This window comes from Nitratireductor sp. OM-1 (assembly GCF_003296175.1).
Lineage (GTDB): Bacteria > Pseudomonadota > Alphaproteobacteria > Rhizobiales > Rhizobiaceae > Nitratireductor > Nitratireductor aquimarinus.
Map to the genome: position 1 here is coordinate 206,021 of NZ_CP029208.1, position 18,149 is coordinate 224,169.

Below are 18,149 nucleotides of genomic sequence, written 5' to 3' on the forward strand. Positions count from 1 at the left end.
TCATCAGGCCCGGCCCCCGGCGGGGACCGAACTATACCCGTTTCAATTGCCCGATTTTGCCGGCATTGCAAGCGCAGCGCGCCGCCTGACGCTCAGCGCACGAGAATGTTGCGGAACTGCCACGGGTCGGATTCGTCCAGATCTTCAGGGAAGAGGCCCGGCCTCCCCTCAAGCGGCGTCCAGTCGGTGTAATAGCCCTTCACCGGCCCGAGATAAGGCAGCTGCACTTCGAGGCAGCGGCGGTAATCCACCTCGTCCGCCTCGACTATGCCAGCTTCCGGGTTCTCCAGCGCCCACACCATGCCTGCGAGCACGGCGGAGGTTACCTGCAGTCCCGTCGCGTTCTGGTAGGGCGCGAGCTTGCGGGCCTCTTCCAGCGTCAGCTGCGAGCCGAACCAATAGGCATTCCTGTCATGGCCGTAGAGCAGCACGCCCAGCTCATCCATCCCGTCGACCAGCTCGTTCTCATCCAGCACATGCTGCTCGGGCTGCGCCTTGCCTTCCGCACCGAACATCTCGTGTAACGAAAGCACGGCGTCGTTGCAGGGGTGATAGGCGTAATTGCAGGTCGGGCGGTAGACCAGCTTGCCCTTCTTGTCGCGCACGGTGAAGAAATCCGCGATGGAGATCGATTCATTGTGCGTGACGAGAAAACCGTATTGCGGGCCGGGCGTCGGGCACCAGCTGCGCACCCGCGTGTTCGCGCCCGGCTGCTCCAGAAAGATGGCCGCCTTGTTGCCCTTCTTCTGCTTGCGCGCGTTTTTCGGCGTCCACTTCTCATGCGTGCCCCAACCCAGTTCCGCCGGCTGCAGCCCCTCGGCCACGAAACCTTCCACCGACCAGGTGTTCCAGAACACCTTCATGGGCTTCGGGTTCTTCGCGCGCTGGGTGTCGCGCTCGGCGATGTGGATGCCCTTCACACCGCATTTCTTCATGAGCTTCGCCCAGCCCTCGCGGTCATCGAACGCGGGCTCCTCGAATTTTAGCCCAAGATCGCCGGCAAGGTTCACCAGCCCCTGCTTGACGAACCACGAAACCATGCCCGGATTGGCCCCGCAGGTGGAAACCGCCGTGGTTCCGCCCGGGTTCTTGGCCTTTTCCCGCCGCACCGTCTCACGCAGCGCATAATTGGTGCGCGAGGCGTTGTCGGCCTTGTCGTCGAAATAGAAGCCAAGCCACGGCTCGACCACCGTATCGACATAGAGCACGCCGAGCTTGCGGCAGAGCTTCATAAGGTCGAGCGAGGACGTGTCCACCGAGAGATTGACGCAAAAACCCTGCCCTTCGCCCTCGGTCAGAAGCGGCTTGAGCAGCTCCTTGTAATTGTCTTTGGTGACATGCGCCTGCACGTAGCGGATGCCGCGGTCGTCCAGCAGCTTGCGGTCGGTATCGACCGGGTCGATCACCACCATGCGCGTCTTGTCGAATTTGAAATGGCGCTCGATCAGCGGCAGCGTGCCGCGCCCGATAGAACCGAACCCGATCATCACGATCGGTCCGGTGATTTCACCATGGATGGGCCAGTCGTTAGCAGCCATTGCGCGCCTCTCCGAAACAGAATGTCTGAATTTCCAAAACATATAAGCCTGTCATAATAAAGAGCAAAAACGGTTCTGGTTCAGACAGGCTTTGTTATTCCTTAAGAGCATCCAGCCTGTCGACCGTGCGCGAGATGGCGCATTCGATGATCTCGAATTCGGCAACCCCGTGCACCGCGAAGGGATCTTCCGCAAGACACGCTTCCAGCGCCGCACGCTGGCCCCGCGCCAGGATCACCCCGCCGGTGCGCGGCACCTTGCGCCCGGAGGCAATGAAAATGCCGTCGGCATAGCAGTGGTCCAGCCACGCCATATGACCGGCCATATGCGGCTCGACCTCTTCGACCGGAACCACATAGCGCAGCGAAACAATGAACATGCCCTGATCTCCAATAACAATTCCAGGAAAAGCGGAACCGCTCTAATTCTCGATTTTCGCGAAGCGCGCCTTCACGAGCGCTTCCTCATATTCACCCCGGGCAGTGGAATCGAACACGACCCCGCCGCCCACATTGTAGGTCGCAGACCCGTCTTCAAAGAGCGAAACCGTGCGGATCGCCACGTTGAACCGCATCGTGCCATCGGGCGCGACCCAGCCGACCGAGCCGCAATAGGCCCCGCGCGGCCCCGCCTCCAGCGCATGCAGGATTTCCATGGCGCGTATCTTGGGTGCGCCCGTCACCGAGCCGCAGGGAAAAAGTGCGGAAAAGATTTCGCGCAGTCCCGTCCCCGGCGTCAGCCGCGCCCGAACCCGGCTCACCATCTGGTGCACCGTCTGATAGGTCTCCACATGGAACAGCTCCGGCACGTCCAGCGTGCCCACCTCGCTGATGCGAGAAATGTCGTTGCGCAGCAGGTCGACGATCATCCGGTTTTCGGCCTGGTTCTTCGGATCGTTGCGCAGAAAATCCTTCAGCGCCGCATCCTCTTCCGGCGTCTCGCCACGCGGCGCGGTTCCCTTCATCGGCATGGTCTCGATCCAGCCATCGCGCGACACCTGAAAAAACAGTTCCGGTGAGCGCGAAACGATGACCGGCCAGCCAAGATCCAAAAGCGCCGCATAACGCACGGGCTGGCGCGCGCCGAGCGCATCGAACAGCGCCGCCGGTTCCCCCTCCCAGCGCGCATGGACCGGAAAGGTCAGGTTCGCCTGATAGCAGTCGCCCGCGCGCAGATGCGCATGCAGTCGCTCAAAACGCGGAGCGTAATCCCCGAAGGTCCAGAGCGGCTGTGCATCCCCAAGCGCCGCATCGCGCACATCAAGCACCGGCCGCACCGCGCGTTCTTCCGGCGCATCAAACACGCCGAAACACAAAAGCGGCCCCCGCCGCCCTTCCGGCAGGAGCGGTTTCAGCTTCGGCTCCAGCAGATAACCGGCCTCGTAGGCCATGTATCCGGCAAGCCAGAACCCATCGCGCCGCGCTTTCTCGGCGCGGGCGAGCATGTCGTCAAATGACCGGGCGTCCCACGCGATCAGAACATCGCGCGGGCGGGAGAAGAAAAGCTCCCGCCCGGCCATGTCGTCTCGAAAAAGAGCCTGCCCCCGAAGGTCCGTCAACATCGGGTCGAACGCGCCCGGATCAGCCGTCGAGCGTCTCGAGCTCGTCGATCAGCCCCTCGATGACCGACAGTCCCTTGCTCCAGAAGTCCGGATCGCTCGCATCAAGCCCGAACGGCGCGAGAAGCTCGGAATGATGCTTCGTGCCGCCTGCCTCGAGCATGGCGAAATACTTCTCCTGAAAGCCCTCCGGCGCCTGCTGGTAGACCGCAAAGAGCGAGTTCACCAGGCAATCGCCGAACGCATAGGCATAGACGTAGAAAGGCGAATGGATGAAGTGCGGGACATAGGCCCAGAAGGTCTCGTATCCCTCGCGCAGCTTCACCGAAGAGCCAAGGCACTCGTTCTGTGCCTCAAGCCACAGCTCGCCGATCTGCTCGGAGGTCAGCTCGCCATCGCTGCGCCGCCTGGAGTGCACCTTGCGCTCGAACTCGTAGAAGGCGATCTGGCGGACAACCGTGTTCAGCATGTCCTCCACCTTCTGCGCCAGCATCGCCTTGCGCTCGCGCTTTTCGGTGGTCCGGTCAAGCAGCGAACGGAAGGTCAGCATCTCGCCGAACACGGAGGCCGTCTCGGCCAGCGTCAGCGGCGTCGGCGCCATCAGCGCGCCCTGCTTTGCCGCCAGCACCTGATGGATGCCATGGCCCATCTCATGCGCCAGCGTCATCACATCGCGCGGCTTGCCCAGATAGTTCAGGAGCAGATAGGGGTGCGCGGAAGGTACGGTCGGATGGGCAAACGCTCCCGGCGACTTGCCCGGACGCACCGGCGCGTCGATCCAGTTGCGGTCGAAGAAGCGCCCGGCGATCTCCGCCATGCGCGGATCGAACGCCGCATAGGCGTCGAGCACGGTCTTCTGCGCTTCCTCCCAGCCGATCACCGCCTGCGGCGTTTCCGGCAGCGGCGCATTGCGGTCCCAGTGGTTCAGAACCTCCATGCCCAGCCATTTCGCCTTCATGGCGTAATAGCGATGCGACAGTTTCGGATAGGCCGTGCGCACGGCTTCGGCCAGCGCGTCGACAACCGGGCGTTCAACGCGGTTCGCCAAGTGGCGGGAGTCGGCAATGTCCTCGAAACCGCGCCAGCGGTCGGAGATTTCCTTGTCCTTGGCGAGCGTGTTGGTGATCAGCGTGAAGGTGCGCAGGTTTTTGCCAAACGTCTCCGCCAGCGCTTCGGCGGCCCTGCGGCGTTTCTCGCCATCGGCGTCCTGCAACAGGTTGAGCGTCTGCTCCAGCGCCAGCTCCTCGCCATCGACCGTGAAGCGAAGCCCCGTCAGCGTCTCGTCAAAGAGGCGGTTCCACGCACCGCGCCCGGTGACCGACTTTTCATGGAAAAGCTGCTCGATCCGGTCTTCCAGCTCATAGGGCTTGTCGCGGCGAATATCGAGCACCCAGGGCCGGTAATGAGCCAGCCGGGCATCCGCCTCAAGCGCTGCCTCAATGGCCGCATCGTCAATCTTGTTGAGCTCCAGCGTGAAGAAGATCAGATGCGCGCTCGCATCGGTCAGCTTCTCCTGCACGTCGCCATAAAGCTTGGCGCGCTTCGGGTCAGAGGTGTCGCCGGCATAGAGAAGCCCCGCATAGGACACGATGCGCCCCATGAGTTCCTCAAGCCCCTCATAGGCCTCCACGGCCTCGCCCAGCCGGCTCTCCGCGCCCTTGGCCACCTCGTCGGCGAGCTTGCCCTTCCAGGCCCTCTCAAAACCGGCAGCCTCTGCCGCTGCGCGGTCCAGATCGCGCTTCAGCTCAGGCGACTCGATTGCGGGATAAAGATCCGTCAGATCCCATTCTGGCAGCTTGCCGAATTCCGAAGCGGCCCTGTCAGCCACAATTGCCGCATCCGTTGCCGCAGGGCGCGCGACCCTGCCAGTGTACTTGGCCATGTAATCCTCGTTCTGCCGAATTCGGTCATTTCTCCGCGACGACGAAAGGTTTCGTTCACCGGGATTCTTGAACCCTTGTTTAGAAGCCTATGCCATTTTGATCCAGCCCGTGCGCGGAAAGCGCGCTCGATACTCTAACGCCATTGCATAAATGCGACATGTCGGAAGCCGTTCTCATAGTCGATGATGACCCGGTCCAGCGCCGCCTCCTTCAGGCTGCGGTGGAGAAACTCGGGCACACGGCGCTGCTTGCCGAGAACGGACGCGAAGCGCTTGGCGTTCTGGAGCGCACCGAACAGACGCCGCGCACCATCGTTCTCGATCTCATGATGCCGGAGATGGGCGGGCTTGAAATGCTCGAACACCTCAATGGCGACGGAACAGACATTCCCGTCATCGTCCAGACATCGCGCGGCAGCATCGACACGGCTGTCGAAGCCATGCGCGCCGGCGCGTTCGATTTCATCGTCAAGCCCGTTGCCCCTGCCCGCCTAGGCGCGGCCATCGGCAATGCGCTCAAGGTCCGCGCGATGGAGACGCGCCAGCGCAGGAGCCAGAAGCCCGCCGAAACCGCCTCCTTCGAAGCCCTCGCCACCAACAGCCCCTCCATGGCGCGCGTCATGAAGCTGGGCGAAAAGGCCGCCGCGAGCGACATCCCGGTTCTCATCGAAGGTGAATCCGGCGTCGGCAAGGAGCTGATCGCCCGCGCCATTCAGGCAGCAAGCGCCCGCCGCCCCAAACCTTTCGTCACCGTCAATTGTGGCGCGATCCCCGACACGCTGGTGGAGAGCATCCTGTTCGGTCACGACAAGGGCGCGTTCACCGGCGCAACCGAAAAGCGCGCCGGCAAATTTGCCGAGGCCGACACCGGCACCCTGTTTCTCGATGAGATCGGCGATCTGCCGCTCGACGTTCAGGTCAAGCTTCTGCGCGCGGTGCAGGAAGGCGAGATCGATCCGGTCGGCGGGCGCGGCACGCGCAAGGTGGACATCCGCCTCGTCTCGGCCACCAATCAGAACCTTATTGAGCGGGTGAAGGAGGGCCGCTTCCGCGAAGACCTCTTCTACCGCCTCAACGTCTTCCCGATCATGGTTCCGCCGCTGCGCGACCGCAAGGAAGACATACCGCTTCTCGTGCAGGCCTTCATCGCCCGCTTTGCAGACAGTGCGGCAAGCCGCGTCACCGGCATTGCGCGCCCGGCCCTTGCGCTTTTGGAACGCTATGACTGGCCCGGCAATATCCGCCAGCTCGAAAACGCGGTCTTCCGCGCCGTGGTGCTTTGCGAGACGGGCGTCCTCGATGTCGCCGACTTCCCGCAGATCCGCGCGCAGGTGGAAGGGATCGACCCCTATGAGGCCCAGTTCGAGGCTGTCACCGCCTCACCCGCACAGGAAGCGCTGGCCCCCGAGCACCGCCAAGAGACAACGGGCGGGACAGCAGCAACGCCGGCAGAGCGGGTTCAGAAGGGTTTCATCAAGGCGCTGGACGGTCACAATGAGATCCGTCCGCTTGAAGAGATCGAGAACGACATGATCCGGCTCGCCATCGAACATTATGGCGGCCAGATGAGCGAAGTAGCGCGCCGTCTCGGCATTGGTCGCTCGACATTATACCGCAAGCTCAAGGATCTCGGGATCGATCCGACCGGGCGCACACGCCCGAATGAAGACTGAGGCCAATAGAGCACAGTCCACGCATTAACCTGGCGTTTACCCTGCGGCGCGTCGTCACGCTTCGCCACGATATCGCCATCGTCTTTGCGCATTCCTACTTTAATAAGATGGAATTAACCATTAAATCGAATACTCGTAAGGTGGGAAGACAGAGTTCCGGGCCAAAGGCTCGGGGGACAAACACCAGCCTGTAAGGCCACGGACCTTGAGACAGAACGACGTTCACGCACCTGTATGGCGCTTGGCTTCACTCGCACGCGTGAGGTTCCTCGCCGGATTGATGCTCGCAGCCAGCGCGCTTTTGGCAGCAGCGCCTGCCGCGCACGCTGAAACGCGCACGCTGAAGCTCTACTTCATCCATACCAAGGAGCGCGCGGAAATCACCTACAAGCGCAACGGACGCTACATCCAGAGCGGCCTGAAGCAGGTGAACCGTTTCCTGCGCGACTGGCGTCGCAACGAACCAACCAACATGGATCCGCAGGTTCTCGACCTGCTTTGGGAGACCTACCGCGCCGCCGGTGCCCGCGATTACATCCATGTCGTGTCCGCCTATCGTTCGCCGCAGACCAACGCCATGCTCCGCAGCCGCTCCAGCGGCGTCGCGAAAAAGAGCCAGCACATGCTCGGCAAGGCGATCGACTTCTACATTCCCGGCGTGAAGCTCTCCACCCTGCGCAATTCCGCCCTGAAGTTTCAGGCCGGCGGCGTCGGCTATTACCCGCGTTCCGGCTCGCCCTTCATCCATATCGATGTCGGCGGCGTGCGCCACTGGCCGCGCATGAGCCGCAAGGAGCTTCTCGCCGTGTTCCCGAGCGGCAACACGATCCACGTGCCGACCGACGGCAAACCGCTCCCCGGCTACAAGCAGGCGCTCGCCTCCTATGAAGCGCGCAAGCGCAAGGGCAGCACCATTCAGGTCGCCCGCGACACCGGCAGCAAGAGCAATAGCGGCGGTGGACGCGGTCTTCTCGCCACGCTGTTCGGCGGCGGCGCCGACGAGGAAGAGGATAACGCAGAAACCACAACGGTTGCTGCGCGTCAGCCGGCAGCCCGCCGCGCGCCTGCCCCGGCAGCCGCACCTGAGCCGCAGCCCGAGACGCCGGGCACGATCCTTGCCGCCCTGCCGCAGCGCAGCGTTCCCACGCCGCGCGCCGCACCGCGCCCTGCCGCCGAAGTTGGCCAGCAACCCCTGCCCTTCGAGGTAAAGCCGGTTGAGGAAGCGCCGACCATTGAGGAGGCAACGCCGCAGGATGCAGGTACTGCCGTTCTGGTCGCAGCGAACATTCCGACGCCCACGCAGCGTCCGGAATACGCGCCTGAAACCTCAACGCAGGAAGCGCTTGCACAGATCGCCGCTGCAGAACCCCAGGCCTCCGACGCCATTGCCGGCGTGCTGGCCGATGCCACGCAGGAAGAAGAGCCGATCACCACGGCCGCCTACATGCCGCTGCCGTCCAGCCGTCCGGCTCAGGCTCTTGCGCCGTCCGACGAGTTTACCCTCGCTGCACAGCCCCAGCCGCGTCCGCAGCCCGCAGCAGTCACCGCGCCTGAGAGCGACTTTGCGCTCAAGGTAGATGAGCAGGCTGCCGTCACGGTTGCCGCGGCTCCGGCACAGCCTGAACGTGGCCAGCCCGTCTCCGCATCGCCGCGTCAGGCGCTTCTGGCCCGTGCGGACCAGCAGGCTGCCCCGCGCCCGGAAATCCGTTCGCGCAGCACGCGCAAATCGGCCAAGCCCGGCCCCAACGACATCGCACCGGGCGCACAGCCCGTCGTCGTTGCGGCAACCGGCGAAGCGCCGATCCGCGCACTCAGCCGCAACTCCATGCTGAACGAAGCCGTAAAGCCGACACAGCCGCCGGCATTCGACAGCGAGTTCGTCCGGTCGCCTGAAACCGTCTACACGACCGGGTTCCAGCAGGACGTGACCGTCGCCGACGCCACGCGCTTCACCGGCAAGGCCGTGAACTTCATTTCCATGGCCCGGTTCCGCACCAACTGACGAGCCGAAAACAGACATGAAAAAAGCGGGGCCAGGCCCCGCTTTTTTTGTGCGTTGGTTTTCGCGAAAAGGCGATCAGCCCCTAAGGCCACTTGCCTCACGCGCCAGCGCTTCGATGGCGTCCCAGTCGCCTGCGTCAATCGCCTTGTCAGGCGCAACCCAGGAGCCGCCAACGCAGATCACGTTGGGCAGCGAAAGATAGTCACCCACATTCTTCGGCGACACGCCGCCCGTCGGGCAGAAGCGGATGGAAGCCAGCGGGGACGAAAGCGCCTTCAGGAAGGGCGCACCGCCTGCCTGTTCGGCCGGGAAGAACTTCAACAGGCTGTAGCCTTCCTCACGCGCGGCCATCACCTCGCTCGGCGTCGCCGCGCCCGGCAGGAAAGGCACCTCGGACATGGAGGCCGCATCAAGCAGCTCCTGCGTGATGCCGGGGCTCACGATGAACCGCGCGCCCGCCGCCACTGCATAGGAGAAATCCTTCGAGGTCAGGATCGTGCCCGCACCGACAATCGCCTCCGGCACTTCCTCGCAGACGAGACGGATCGCATCGATGGCGTCCGGCGTGCGCAGCGTGATCTCGATGGCGGGAAGCCCGCCCTTCACCAGCGCGCGGGCCAGCGGCACGGCATCTGCCAGACGGTCGATCTTCAGAACCGGAATGACCGGCTGTCCTTCAAGGATCGCCAGCAATACGTCGTTCTTCTTCTGCATGGCAGCGTTCATGTGCACACCTCTCCTCAAGGCCTGTCTGTTTTGTGCGAAACCGCACTTTTAAAACGGTTCAATACATCGATTTCGCCGCCCATGAACACTTTTCTTCCGAAACTGGCAAGCCGCAACGCTCAAAACGCCCGTGGCAAATCGCGCCAGAGGCGCAGAACAAACGCTTTTGCGCGCGCGAAAAGCCCTGTGAACGGCAGGCTCCGCCGAAGCGCCGCACGGGTCACCGGCCCCACAACACCGTCCACCGTGACACCCGCTTCCGCCTGAAACCGTTTCAGCGCCTCTTCGGTCCGCCGCCCGAAAACGCCATCCGCCACCACCGGATAGCCCTGCGCCGAAAGCATGGTCTGCACGCTTTCCACCGCCTCTCCCCGCGCACCCATTTTCAGCAGACCATCGGCAGCCGGCCTTCCTTCGACACGCTTCCCGGCATATGCGCGATAAGCCTGCGCCAGCTTCCGGTCATAGCGGTTTCGCCGGTAGCCCGGCCCGTTATAGCCACGCGCGAACCGCGCCCAGTCATGCGCGGCAAGCGGCTCCTTCAGCCCGGCCTTTTCGATGTAGCGCAGCATCAGGCGCATTTGCCCGGCAAGCCCCTCGCGCGCCTCCGCTACCAGCGCCTCCACATCGGCAAAGCCGAGCCAACTCCAGTGCGCGCCCATCACCTGCCCCACGCCCCACGACACCGACTCATAGGCCGCCTTGCGGTCGATGCGCGCCGCCTCCTTCAAAAGCGCCCAGCGCGCCGCCTGGCTGCGTGGATTGGCAATCGCACCCGCCTCGGGCGAAGCCAGTCCCGCCGCCCGCGCCGCCGCCTGCTTCGCGCCGGAAAGCCGGCGGTCGAAATAATGCCCCTCATACCGGATCGGCGGCTCCGCCCTGCCGCGCACCATCGCCGACACCTGCCCGCCGCTTTCCACCTGCGCCACCGCCAGAAGCAGCGCCGGCTCCAGCCCCGCCGCCAGCGCCGCATCCCTGATTTCACCGATCTCCGCGTCCGAAAACATCGCGCTCGTCCCTCTCCGTTTTCAGGAATTATCGACCCGCCCCCGCAGCCGGGGAGAAAACGCGCTTCAGGAAAACCCGCGCAAACCCGCATCCGCCCCCTCAAACCGAGGAAAACGCGGCTTTTTCTTGCAAGCTGAAAAGGAGAAGCGTAGGAGACCGCGCATGATTTCATCCTCGCCAGACCAGACGTTCCGCGTCGCCGCTCTTTATCGTTTCGCCGCCCTGCCGGATTATGAGGCGCTACGTCCGCAGCTTGCCGCCTTCTGCGAGAAGAACGGCATTCGCGGCACGCTTCTGCTGGCCGCCGAGGGCATCAACGGCACCGTTGCCGGCGCGCCCGAAGCCATCGACGCGCTGATCACCCATCTGGAAACGATCCCCGCCCTCAAGGGCATCGAGGTCAAATACAGCACGGCCTCCGAAATGCCCTTCCACCGCATGAAGGTGCGGCTGAAGAAGGAGATCGTCACCATGGGCGTGCCCGAGGTCGATCCCGTCAATCAGGTCGGCGCCTATGTGGAGCCTGCCGACTGGAACGCGCTGATCGCCGATCCCGACACGCTGGTCGTCGACACCCGCAACGCCTACGAAACCGCCATCGGCACCTTCTCGCGCGCCGAGGATCCGGAAACGGAAACCTTCCGTGACTTCCCCGCCTGGGCCGAGCGCAACCTCAATCGGCTCAAGGGCCGCAAGGTCGCGATGTTCTGCACCGGCGGCATTCGCTGCGAAAAGGCCACCGCCTATATGAAGCTGATCGGCGTCGATGACGTCTATCACCTCAAGGGCGGCATCCTGAAATATCTGGAAGAGGTTCCGGCCGAAGAAAGCCTGTGGGAAGGCGAGTGCTTCGTGTTCGACGAACGCGTCTCGGTGCGCCACGGTCTCGAAGAGGGCGACGCCACGCTTTGCCGCGCCTGCCGGCATCCGCTGACTCCGGAGGAGCGCGCATCCCCGCTGTTTCAGGAAGGCATTTCCTGCCCGCATTGCGCCGAAACCCGCAGCGAAGCAGACCGCGCCCGCTATGCCGAGCGCCAGCGCCAGGTGGAACTGGCCGAAAAGCGCGGCGAGAGCTTCCCCATCGGCGCGCCGTCAGAGAAGCACAAAGCCTAAAGCAATTCCAGGAAAAGCGGGAACCGGTTTTCCGTCCGGAATTGCGCAAAACCAATGATTTAGAGCGTTTTCGCGATTCCTGGAAAAGCGGATTGCTCTAGACCGCTGCGGCCAGACCCTCGAGTATCGCGTCCGCATGGCTCCACAGAATGGCGCTGCCCTCGCCTTCAAGCCGGTGCAGCGTGCTGTTGGCGAAACGGCCATCCAGCGTCGCACCGAAGTCCGGCGAATGCACCGGGCTCGTATCGGCAAGGCCGAACCACAGCGCCACCCGATGCGCGAAATGTCAAAGCCCGATCACAGAGCCTGACGCAATGCCGCAGCCACGCCGGCGCGCGCAAAGCGCTTCAGCGCCGCCTCGTCCGCGCCCGCACGGGCCTGAACGGCAATGCATATCAGCACCGACACCATCAACTGCGCCAGCCCCGCCACTTCACCGTCAGCCGCTTCCCGCGCAATCCGCGCCGTAAGCTGCGCCTCGATCCCGCTGATCGTGTCCGCCAGCGCGGCTGCGATCTCTTCATCGGCCGGGGCTTCCGCCGTCGCCGTGCACAGAACCAGACAGCCCGGCGCAGCCCCCTCGCCATAGAAGCCGATCGCCGCGTCGAAGAACCCCGTCAGCGCATCGCCCAGAGGCCCCTCGCGCTCCAGCGCCGGCGAGACCGCCCGTTCCATCCGCCGCCGGTAATCTTCAAGGGCGGCCAGATACATGGCCTTCTTGTTGCCGAACGCGGCGAAAAGGCTGGGCCGGTTCATCCCCGCCGCCCGCGCGATCTCGTCCAGCGAGGCAGCGGCATAGCCGCGCAGGCGAAACGCTTCCGCAATGGCCATCAGCGCCGCTTCGCGGTCATAGGCAGGCGGACGTCCTCGGCGTGCAATCATTTTGTACCATCTTGCATAAAATTCATCTCCGTGCATTTTTATGCGAAACAGTACAAATATCAAGGCACATCACAATGACCCAATCCAAACATCCTGGAAATGCAGCCATGGGCACACTCGCCTGGGGCCACGGAACGGATGGAACACTGAGCGGCGGCGAAAAAATCCGCCTCATCGGCAATCTCGCCTTTGTGCAGGTGCAGCAGGCACTCGACACGGTTCGCCACCGCCTCGGCCTTCTCACCCCGGCTCCGGTCTCGCTCGACGCGCTGATGCCGCCGCAGACCGCACTGGTCGAAGATGCGCTTCAGCTCGCCACGGAGACCCATCGCGATGCGCTGCTTTTCCATAGCTGGCGCACCTATCTGTTCGGCGCGCTGATCGCGGCCCATGAGCGCATCGACCACGATCCCGCCCTGTTCTTCGCCGCCGCAATCCTGCACGATATCGGCCTGACCGAGCGCCACGAGCCGTCACTCTGCACGCGCTGTTTTGCGCTCAGCGGCGGCGAGCGGGTGCGCGATCATCTCTGCGCGAAAGGACATGGCGGCGAGACCGGCCGAAAGGTCGGCGACGCCATCGCGCTCCATCTCAACGGATGGGTGTCCGGCCGCGCCCATGGCGCGGAGGCGCATCTGGTGTCGCGCGGCGCGGTCTGCGATCTTTTCGGCGCTGGCCGCCACCGCATCGCACCTGCCTCGCTCGCAAAGGTCCTGGAGCGTTTCCCGCGCGACGGCGTGATCGAAGCCCTCCGGTTCGAAACCGCCGAACACAGAAAGGGCACCCGCCCCGCCATCATGACCGGGCTGTCAGGCGGCAAGGCTCCTGCCGAGCCGTTCGGATGACATTGGACTTTCGTCGTCCCATGCCGGTTGCAGCGCCCTGCAACATTGCAATGCCGCAAATGCCTTCCTACCTTTTCGCCAATGCTACGGCGCGACAGGCGCGAAAAGAGGAGATGCGGATGTTTGATCCAAAGAAGCTGCTGAACGACCTTCTGGGCTCACAGGTGCCCGGAACGCAGGGAACCGTGCGCGACAAGGCGGGCCAGGCGGTTCAGCTCGCCAAGGACAATCCGCTTGCAACCGGCGCCATCGCGGCCGTCCTTTTGGGCACCAGCACGGGGCGTTCCGTCACCGGCAGCGCGCTCAAGCTCGGCGGCATCGCCGCCGTGGCCGGCATCGCCTACAAGGCCTATCAGAACTATCAGTCCGGCAAGGAGCCAACCGAGGCCGCGAAAGAAGGCGAGCTTCTGCCGCCCCCGGAAGACACCAGCTTCAACCCGGCCCAGGCCCCGCAGGGCGAGGGCGAATTCGCGCTGGCGCTGGTGCGCGCCATGATCGCCGCCGCCCGCGCCGACGGCCATATCGATGAAGGCGAGCGCGCCAAGATCGCCGACAAGCTCAAGCTTTCCGGCATCGACAGCGAAGAGGAAGCCTTCCTCATGCGCGAGCTGGAGCGCCCGGTGGATCTCGATGCGCTGGTCGAGGCCGCACAGACCGACGCCCAGAAGATCGAACTCTACACGGCATCGCGCCTCACCATAGAGCCGAAGACCCGCGCCGAGCGCGGCTATCTCGACATGCTCGCCGGCCGCCTGCGCCTGCCCGACCCGCTTGTCGACCACATCGAGGCAACCGTCTCCGAAGCAACGGCCTGACCGTTTCTCAACCGTCCGGTCATGATCTTCCAGTCATGGCCACCACGACGAAAAGCCGACCTCAACGTCGAGGCCCCCTTCTCCCCGCATGCGGGGAGAAGGTGAGGATGAGGGGCGGGCACCGGCATCGCCGCAGCCCCCACGGCCCAGTCAGCACAAAACCACAAACACTGCCGCACGCCCCTCATCCCCCTGCCGGGACCTTCTCCCCGCAAACGGGGAGAAGGAAGCTGCGCAACCGCCCCGCCTAAAGACCAAAGGCCGCACGCCGTCAAACGACCCGGCCCCACCGTCAACGCCCCCTTCTCCCCGCATGCGGGGAGAAGGTGAGGATGAGGGGCGGGCACCGGCATCGCCGCAGCCCCCACGGCCAAGCCAACGCAACACCACAAACATTGCCGCCCGCCCCTCATCCCCCTGCCGGGACCTTCTCCCCGCAAACGGGGAGAAGGAAGCTGCACAACCGCCCCGCCAAAAGACCAAAGGCCGCACGCCGTCAAACGACCCGGCCCCACCGTCAACGCCCCCTTCTCCCCGCATGCGGGGAGAAGGTGAGGATGAGGGGCGGGCACCGGCATCGCCGCAGCCCCCACGGCCAAACCAACGCAAATCCACAAACATTGCCGCCCGCCCCTCATCCCCCTGCCGGGACCTTCTCCCCGCAAACGGGGAGAAGGAAGCTGCGCAACCGCCCCGCCTAAAGACCGAAGGCCGCACGCCGTCAAACAACCCGGCCCCACAATCAACGCCCCCTTCTCCCCGCCTGCGGGGAGAAGGTGAGGATGAGGGGCGGGCACCGGCATTCGCGAAACACACACCCCGTCACCAAGCGCGCCACCACACCACCCCCATCCCCAGAGCTTTGCCCCATCCTCCCTTGACCCCGCCGTCACCGCCCTCCTAATATCCAAACCGGGCAGCGCGTGATGGCTGCCTCTGTCCCAAGGTTCGGGCGGCATTCGGGGCGCGAATGTCCAGACCTGACCACCATGCATTCCCGTTGACCGGCGCGCGGCACCCGTCCGCGCCAATGACCTATGGTGGTTCCATGTTCAAACGTGCTCTTGTGAGCCTCGCCCTCCTCGCTTCTCTTTCCACGGCGGCTACCGCCGAAAAACTCACCGTCTTCGCCGCTGCCAGCATGAAGGACGCCATTGAGCGCGCCGCAGGCGAATATCAGGCAGCCGGTGGCGACGAAGTGGTCGTCTCCTTTGCCTCCAGCTCCGTTCTCGCCCGCCAGATCGAGGCCGGTGCGCCGGCGGATGTCTACATCTCCGCAAACACCGACTGGATGGCGTATCTGGTCGAGCGCGATCTGGTCCGGGCCGACAGCGAGACCATCATCGCCGGCAACAATCTCGTCATCGCAGCCGCAGAGGGCACAGAGCCGGCCGACAGCCCCGACGCCCTGCTTGACGAGCGCTTCGCCATGGGCGATCCGAGCCATGTGCCCGCCGGCAAATATGCCCGCACGGCGCTCGAAAACCTCGATCTCTGGAAAGACGTCGAGAAGAACGCCGTGTTCGGTGAAAACGTCCGCGTGGCGCTGGAGCTCGCCAGCCGTGGCGAGGTCAAAGCGGCCATCGTCTACGGATCGGACCAGAAAGCCGCCGGCGATCTGGTGCGGGCCTATGTCTTCCCGGCAGACAGCCATGCGCCGATCCTCTACCCCGCCGCCGCCACGAAGGATGGAGCCGAAAGCGCCGAAGCCTTTCTCGCCTTCCTGAAAAGCGAGGCCGGCCGCGCGATCTTTACCGATCTCGGTTTTTCCGAAGCTACGGAATAGACTGCCGACATGGGCGAGACCGAACTTTCGATCATACTCCTGTCCGCGAGGGTGGCGTTTACCGCCATCCTCTGCGCGCTCGTTCCTGCCTTTGCGGTCGCCTGGCTTCTGGCCCGCAAACAGTTCCCCGGAAAGGGCGTCGTTCAGGCGCTGGTCACCCTGCCGCTCGTGCTGCCGCCGGTCGTCACCGGCTACGGCCTGTTGATCCTGTTCGGCTCCAAAGGGCCGCTTGGCCAGCTCTTTGAAAACCTGTTCGGCATCAGCTTCGCCTTCCGCTGGACGGGCGCGGCGCTCGCCGCCGGCGTCATGGCGTTTCCGCTCCTCGTGCGGCCCATCCGCCTGTCGCTGGAAGCCATGGATCAGGGCTTTGGCGAGGCCGCGCGCACGCTCGGCGCATCGCGTCTCACCGTGTTCTTCACCGTCACCCTGCCGCTCGCCCTTCCGGGCGTCATAGCAGGCGCCGTTCTCGGCTTCGCCAAGGCGCTTGGCGAGTTCGGGGCGACGATCACCTTCGTCTCAAACATTCCCGGTGAAACACAGACCCTGTCGCTCGCCATCTATGCGCTGCTGCAATCGCCATCGGGCGATGCCGCCGCCCTTCGCCTGATCGCAATCGCCATCGCCCTGGCGCTCGCCGCCATCGTCGCGTCCGAATATCTGGCCCGCAGGCTCACCGCCGGAGGACGCGCATGAGCACTCTACACGTAGACATCAGGGGCCGCGCCGGCAGCTTCGAGATCGAAACGGCCTTCCAGGCCGGCGCAGGCGTCACCGCGCTGTTCGGGCCATCCGGCGCGGGCAAATCGACCCTGCTCAAGATGATCGCCGGCACGGCACGGCCGCAGTCGGGACGCATCGTGGCTGGCGGGCGCACGCTGTTCAATTCGGCCACGGGAACGAACCTCCCGCCGGAAAAACGCGGCATCGGCTTCGTCTTTCAGGATGCGCGCCTCTTCCCGCATCTCTCGGTGCGCAGGAACCTCACCTATGCCCGCTGGGCCGGTCGCCGTCCGGCATCCCGCGCCTTCGATGAAGTGGTGGCCCTGCTTGGCCTTGAAGACCGGCTCGACGCTGCACCCGCCACGCTTTCAGGCGGCGAGCGCCAGCGCGTCGCCATTGGCCGGGCGCTGCTTGCCGACCCCGCGCTGCTTCTCATGGATGAGCCGCTCTCCTCGCTCGACAAGGCGCGGCGAAACGAGATCCTGCCCTATCTGGAAGCGATCCGCACCGAGGCCGGCATTCCCATCCTCTATGTGAGCCACGAAACCTCGGAGGTCGCGCGTCTGGCCGACACGGTCGTGCTGATCGAAAACGGACGCGTGGCCGACAGCGGTCCCGCCGCCGCCATCCTCGCACGCCTCGGCCTTGCCGCCGGCGGCGATCCCGACGAGGCCGGCGTCATCCTTGAAGGCCGCATCACGGATGTTGACCCCGCTTACCACACCGCCGTCATCGCGCTTGATGACGACCGCATCGAGCTGACCGGAAACGGGTTTGCACCCGGCATGACGGTGCGGCTGCGCGTGCGGGCGGGCGATGTCGCCATCGCCAATGCGCCGCATGACGGGCTGTCGATCCGCAACCAGCTTCCCGCAATTGTCGAGGAGATTCGCCGTGACGGCGCGTTCGCCACCGTTGCGCTCGGCTTTGGCGGGCAGCAGCTTCTGGCCCGCATCACGGCGAAGTCGGCGGATGCACTCGGCCTTCAGCCGGGCAGCCGGGTCCACGCCCTGCTCAAGGCCGTTTCCGTCGAGATGGCGCGCATCGAAAGCCCGCGCGGCGGGCTCACATCCGCGTCATCGCCACGCTGAGCGAAGGGCCATTCGCAATCGTCTGGTAGACCACGCAGTAGCGCTCGGTGAGCTTCAACAGCTGATCGAGCTGCTCCTGCGATGCATCCGTATCGAGATCGAAGGACAGCCGGATTTCCGCAAAACCCACCGGCGTATCCTTCACCACGCCCAGCGTGCCGCGAAAGTCGAGATCGCCCTCGGCTGAAACCACGCCCGCCCGGAGCGGTATCTCCAGCGCCGTGGCCACGGCCTTCAGCGTCACGCCCGCGCAGGCGACCAGCGCCTCCAGAAGCATGTCGCCGGAGCACAGCTCCAGCCCCGTTCCGCCCGTCGCCGGATGCAGTCCGGCAATGGCGATCGCGCGGCCGGTCTCCACCTTGCAGGCAATGTTCTGATCGTCGAGCGCGCCCCTGGCGTGAAGCGTGATGAGGGCTGCGCCCGGCTCACCGCGATAGCGGTCCTTGATCGGCGCCTGAATGGCGCGCAGTTCTGCAGCGTCCATGGCATACACCTCCTTCGAGCCCACCG

17 protein-coding genes are annotated in these 18,149 nt (G+C 64.6%); 8 read left to right on the forward strand and 9 right to left on the reverse strand.

Annotation, left to right across the window (positions count from 1 at the left end):
• Positions 1-92 precede the first annotated feature (92 nt).
• The 4 genes from DEJ54_RS00930 to DEJ54_RS00945 form a co-directional block, all read right to left on the reverse strand.
• The gene (locus DEJ54_RS00930; protein WP_113152911.1) at positions 93-1,538 is read right to left on the reverse strand and encodes a homospermidine synthase; all 1,446 of its coding nucleotides are present in this window, start codon (positions 1,536-1,538) and stop codon (positions 93-95) included.
• 94 nt (positions 1,539-1,632) lie between these two features.
• Positions 1,633-1,917: a YciI family protein gene (locus DEJ54_RS00935; protein ID WP_113152912.1), complete on the reverse strand. Its 285-nt coding sequence runs from the start codon at positions 1,915-1,917 to the stop codon at positions 1,633-1,635.
• A 42-nt stretch (positions 1,918-1,959) separates the two neighbouring features.
• Complete coding sequence (locus DEJ54_RS00940) at positions 1,960-3,099, reverse strand: aminodeoxychorismate synthase component I (protein WP_113152913.1); 1,140 nt, start codon at positions 3,097-3,099, stop codon at positions 1,960-1,962.
• A gap of 19 nt (positions 3,100-3,118) precedes the next feature.
• Positions 3,119-4,978: a M3 family oligoendopeptidase gene (locus DEJ54_RS00945; RefSeq protein WP_113152914.1), complete on the reverse strand. Its 1,860-nt coding sequence runs from the start codon at positions 4,976-4,978 to the stop codon at positions 3,119-3,121.
• Positions 4,979-5,136: 158 nt separating this feature from the next.
• Here DEJ54_RS00945 and DEJ54_RS00950 point away from each other — a divergent pair, with 158 nt between their 5' ends.
• Both DEJ54_RS00950 and DEJ54_RS00955 read left to right on the forward strand, forming a co-directional pair.
• Entirely contained in the window at positions 5,137-6,651 is a 1,515-nt protein-coding gene (locus DEJ54_RS00950; RefSeq protein ID WP_113152915.1) for a sigma-54 dependent transcriptional regulator, read from the forward strand.
• Positions 6,652-6,931: 280 nt separating this feature from the next.
• Entirely contained in the window at positions 6,932-8,653 is a 1,722-nt protein-coding gene (locus tag DEJ54_RS00955; protein ID WP_113152916.1) for a DUF882 domain-containing protein, read from the forward strand.
• Between the two features lie 75 nt (positions 8,654-8,728).
• Here the strand turns inward: DEJ54_RS00955 and DEJ54_RS00960 are convergent, their stop codons facing one another.
• Both DEJ54_RS00960 and DEJ54_RS00965 read right to left on the reverse strand, forming a co-directional pair.
• Positions 8,729-9,367: a 2-dehydro-3-deoxy-phosphogluconate aldolase gene (locus DEJ54_RS00960; RefSeq protein WP_113155999.1), complete on the reverse strand. Its 639-nt coding sequence runs from the start codon at positions 9,365-9,367 to the stop codon at positions 8,729-8,731.
• A 131-nt stretch (positions 9,368-9,498) separates the two neighbouring features.
• Positions 9,499-10,386: an N-acetylmuramidase domain-containing protein gene (locus DEJ54_RS00965; protein ID WP_113152917.1), complete on the reverse strand. Its 888-nt coding sequence runs from the start codon at positions 10,384-10,386 to the stop codon at positions 9,499-9,501.
• A 163-nt stretch (positions 10,387-10,549) separates the two neighbouring features.
• Between DEJ54_RS00965 and DEJ54_RS00970 the strand changes: the two genes are divergently transcribed.
• Complete coding sequence (locus tag DEJ54_RS00970) at positions 10,550-11,500, forward strand: rhodanese-related sulfurtransferase (protein WP_113152918.1); 951 nt, start codon at positions 10,550-10,552, stop codon at positions 11,498-11,500.
• 97 nt (positions 11,501-11,597) lie between these two features.
• Here DEJ54_RS00970 and DEJ54_RS00975 read toward each other — a convergent pair whose 3' ends face one another.
• Positions 11,598-11,771, reverse strand: a complete 174-nt coding sequence (locus DEJ54_RS00975) for a hypothetical protein (RefSeq protein ID WP_245447654.1) — start codon at positions 11,769-11,771, stop codon at positions 11,598-11,600.
• Positions 11,772-11,797: 26 nt separating this feature from the next.
• Positions 11,798-12,382, reverse strand: coding sequence for a TetR/AcrR family transcriptional regulator (locus DEJ54_RS00980; protein ID WP_113152919.1), 585 nt, complete (start codon positions 12,380-12,382; stop codon positions 11,798-11,800).
• Positions 12,383-12,489: 107 nt separating this feature from the next.
• On the opposite strand from DEJ54_RS00980, the gene DEJ54_RS00985 reads away from it, so the two are divergent.
• The 5 genes from DEJ54_RS00985 to modC all read left to right on the forward strand — a co-directional run bounded on the left by DEJ54_RS00985 (position 12,490) and on the right by modC (position 17,639).
• A complete protein-coding gene (locus DEJ54_RS00985) occupies positions 12,490-13,227 on the forward strand; it encodes an HD domain-containing protein (protein WP_113152920.1) in 738 nt (245 codons plus the stop codon).
• A 119-nt stretch (positions 13,228-13,346) separates the two neighbouring features.
• Positions 13,347-14,042, forward strand: coding sequence for a tellurite resistance TerB family protein (locus DEJ54_RS00990; protein ID WP_113156000.1), 696 nt, complete (start codon positions 13,347-13,349; stop codon positions 14,040-14,042).
• Between the two features lie 1,048 nt (positions 14,043-15,090).
• Positions 15,091-15,828: a molybdate ABC transporter substrate-binding protein gene (modA, locus tag DEJ54_RS00995; RefSeq protein WP_113156001.1), complete on the forward strand. Its 738-nt coding sequence runs from the start codon at positions 15,091-15,093 to the stop codon at positions 15,826-15,828.
• Between the two features lie 9 nt (positions 15,829-15,837).
• Entirely contained in the window at positions 15,838-16,521 is a 684-nt protein-coding gene (gene modB / locus DEJ54_RS01000; protein ID WP_113152921.1) for a molybdate ABC transporter permease subunit, read from the forward strand.
• Positions 16,518-17,639: a molybdenum ABC transporter ATP-binding protein gene (gene modC, locus DEJ54_RS01005; RefSeq protein ID WP_113152922.1), complete on the forward strand. Its 1,122-nt coding sequence runs from the start codon at positions 16,518-16,520 to the stop codon at positions 17,637-17,639. The genes modB and modC overlap by 4 nt, the downstream gene beginning before the upstream one ends.
• On the opposite strand, the gene DEJ54_RS01010 is transcribed toward modC, so the two are convergent.
• Entirely contained in the window at positions 17,614-18,123 is a 510-nt protein-coding gene (locus DEJ54_RS01010; RefSeq protein ID WP_113156002.1) for an OsmC family protein, read from the reverse strand. The two genes, modC and DEJ54_RS01010, sit on opposite strands and share 26 nt — an antisense overlap.
• Positions 18,124-18,149 lie beyond the last annotated feature (26 nt).

Excerpts from the sequence above, each read along its gene's own strand:
- DEJ54_RS00940 (WP_113152913.1), bottom strand. The coding sequence starts at position 3,099 with ATGTTGACGGACCTTCGGGGGCAGGCTCTTTTTCGAGACGACATGGCC.
- DEJ54_RS00970 (WP_113152918.1), top strand. The coding sequence starts at position 10,550 with ATGATTTCATCCTCGCCAGACCAGACGTTCCGCGTCGCCGCTCTTTAT.
- DEJ54_RS00955 (WP_113152916.1), top strand. The coding sequence starts at position 6,932 with ATGCTCGCAGCCAGCGCGCTTTTGGCAGCAGCGCCTGCCGCGCACGCT.
- modB (WP_113152921.1), top strand. The coding sequence starts at position 15,838 with ATGGGCGAGACCGAACTTTCGATCATACTCCTGTCCGCGAGGGTGGCG.
- DEJ54_RS00965 (WP_113152917.1), bottom strand. The coding sequence starts at position 10,386 with ATGTTTTCGGACGCGGAGATCGGTGAAATCAGGGATGCGGCGCTGGCG.
- modA (WP_113156001.1), top strand. The coding sequence starts at position 15,091 with ATGTTCAAACGTGCTCTTGTGAGCCTCGCCCTCCTCGCTTCTCTTTCC.
- DEJ54_RS00990 (WP_113156000.1), top strand. The coding sequence starts at position 13,347 with ATGTTTGATCCAAAGAAGCTGCTGAACGACCTTCTGGGCTCACAGGTG.
- DEJ54_RS00945 (WP_113152914.1), bottom strand. The coding sequence starts at position 4,978 with ATGGCCAAGTACACTGGCAGGGTCGCGCGCCCTGCGGCAACGGATGCG.
- DEJ54_RS00980 (WP_113152919.1), bottom strand. The coding sequence starts at position 12,382 with ATGATTGCACGCCGAGGACGTCCGCCTGCCTATGACCGCGAAGCGGCG.
- DEJ54_RS00950 (WP_113152915.1), top strand. The coding sequence starts at position 5,137 with ATGTCGGAAGCCGTTCTCATAGTCGATGATGACCCGGTCCAGCGCCGC.
- DEJ54_RS00960 (WP_113155999.1), bottom strand. The coding sequence starts at position 9,367 with ATGCAGAAGAAGAACGACGTATTGCTGGCGATCCTTGAAGGACAGCCG.
- DEJ54_RS01010 (WP_113156002.1), bottom strand. The coding sequence starts at position 18,123 with ATGGACGCTGCAGAACTGCGCGCCATTCAGGCGCCGATCAAGGACCGC.
- modC (WP_113152922.1), top strand. The coding sequence starts at position 16,518 with ATGAGCACTCTACACGTAGACATCAGGGGCCGCGCCGGCAGCTTCGAG.
- DEJ54_RS00930 (WP_113152911.1), bottom strand. The coding sequence starts at position 1,538 with ATGGCTGCTAACGACTGGCCCATCCATGGTGAAATCACCGGACCGATC.
- DEJ54_RS00935 (WP_113152912.1), bottom strand. The coding sequence starts at position 1,917 with ATGTTCATTGTTTCGCTGCGCTATGTGGTTCCGGTCGAAGAGGTCGAG.
- DEJ54_RS00985 (WP_113152920.1), top strand. The coding sequence starts at position 12,490 with ATGGGCACACTCGCCTGGGGCCACGGAACGGATGGAACACTGAGCGGC.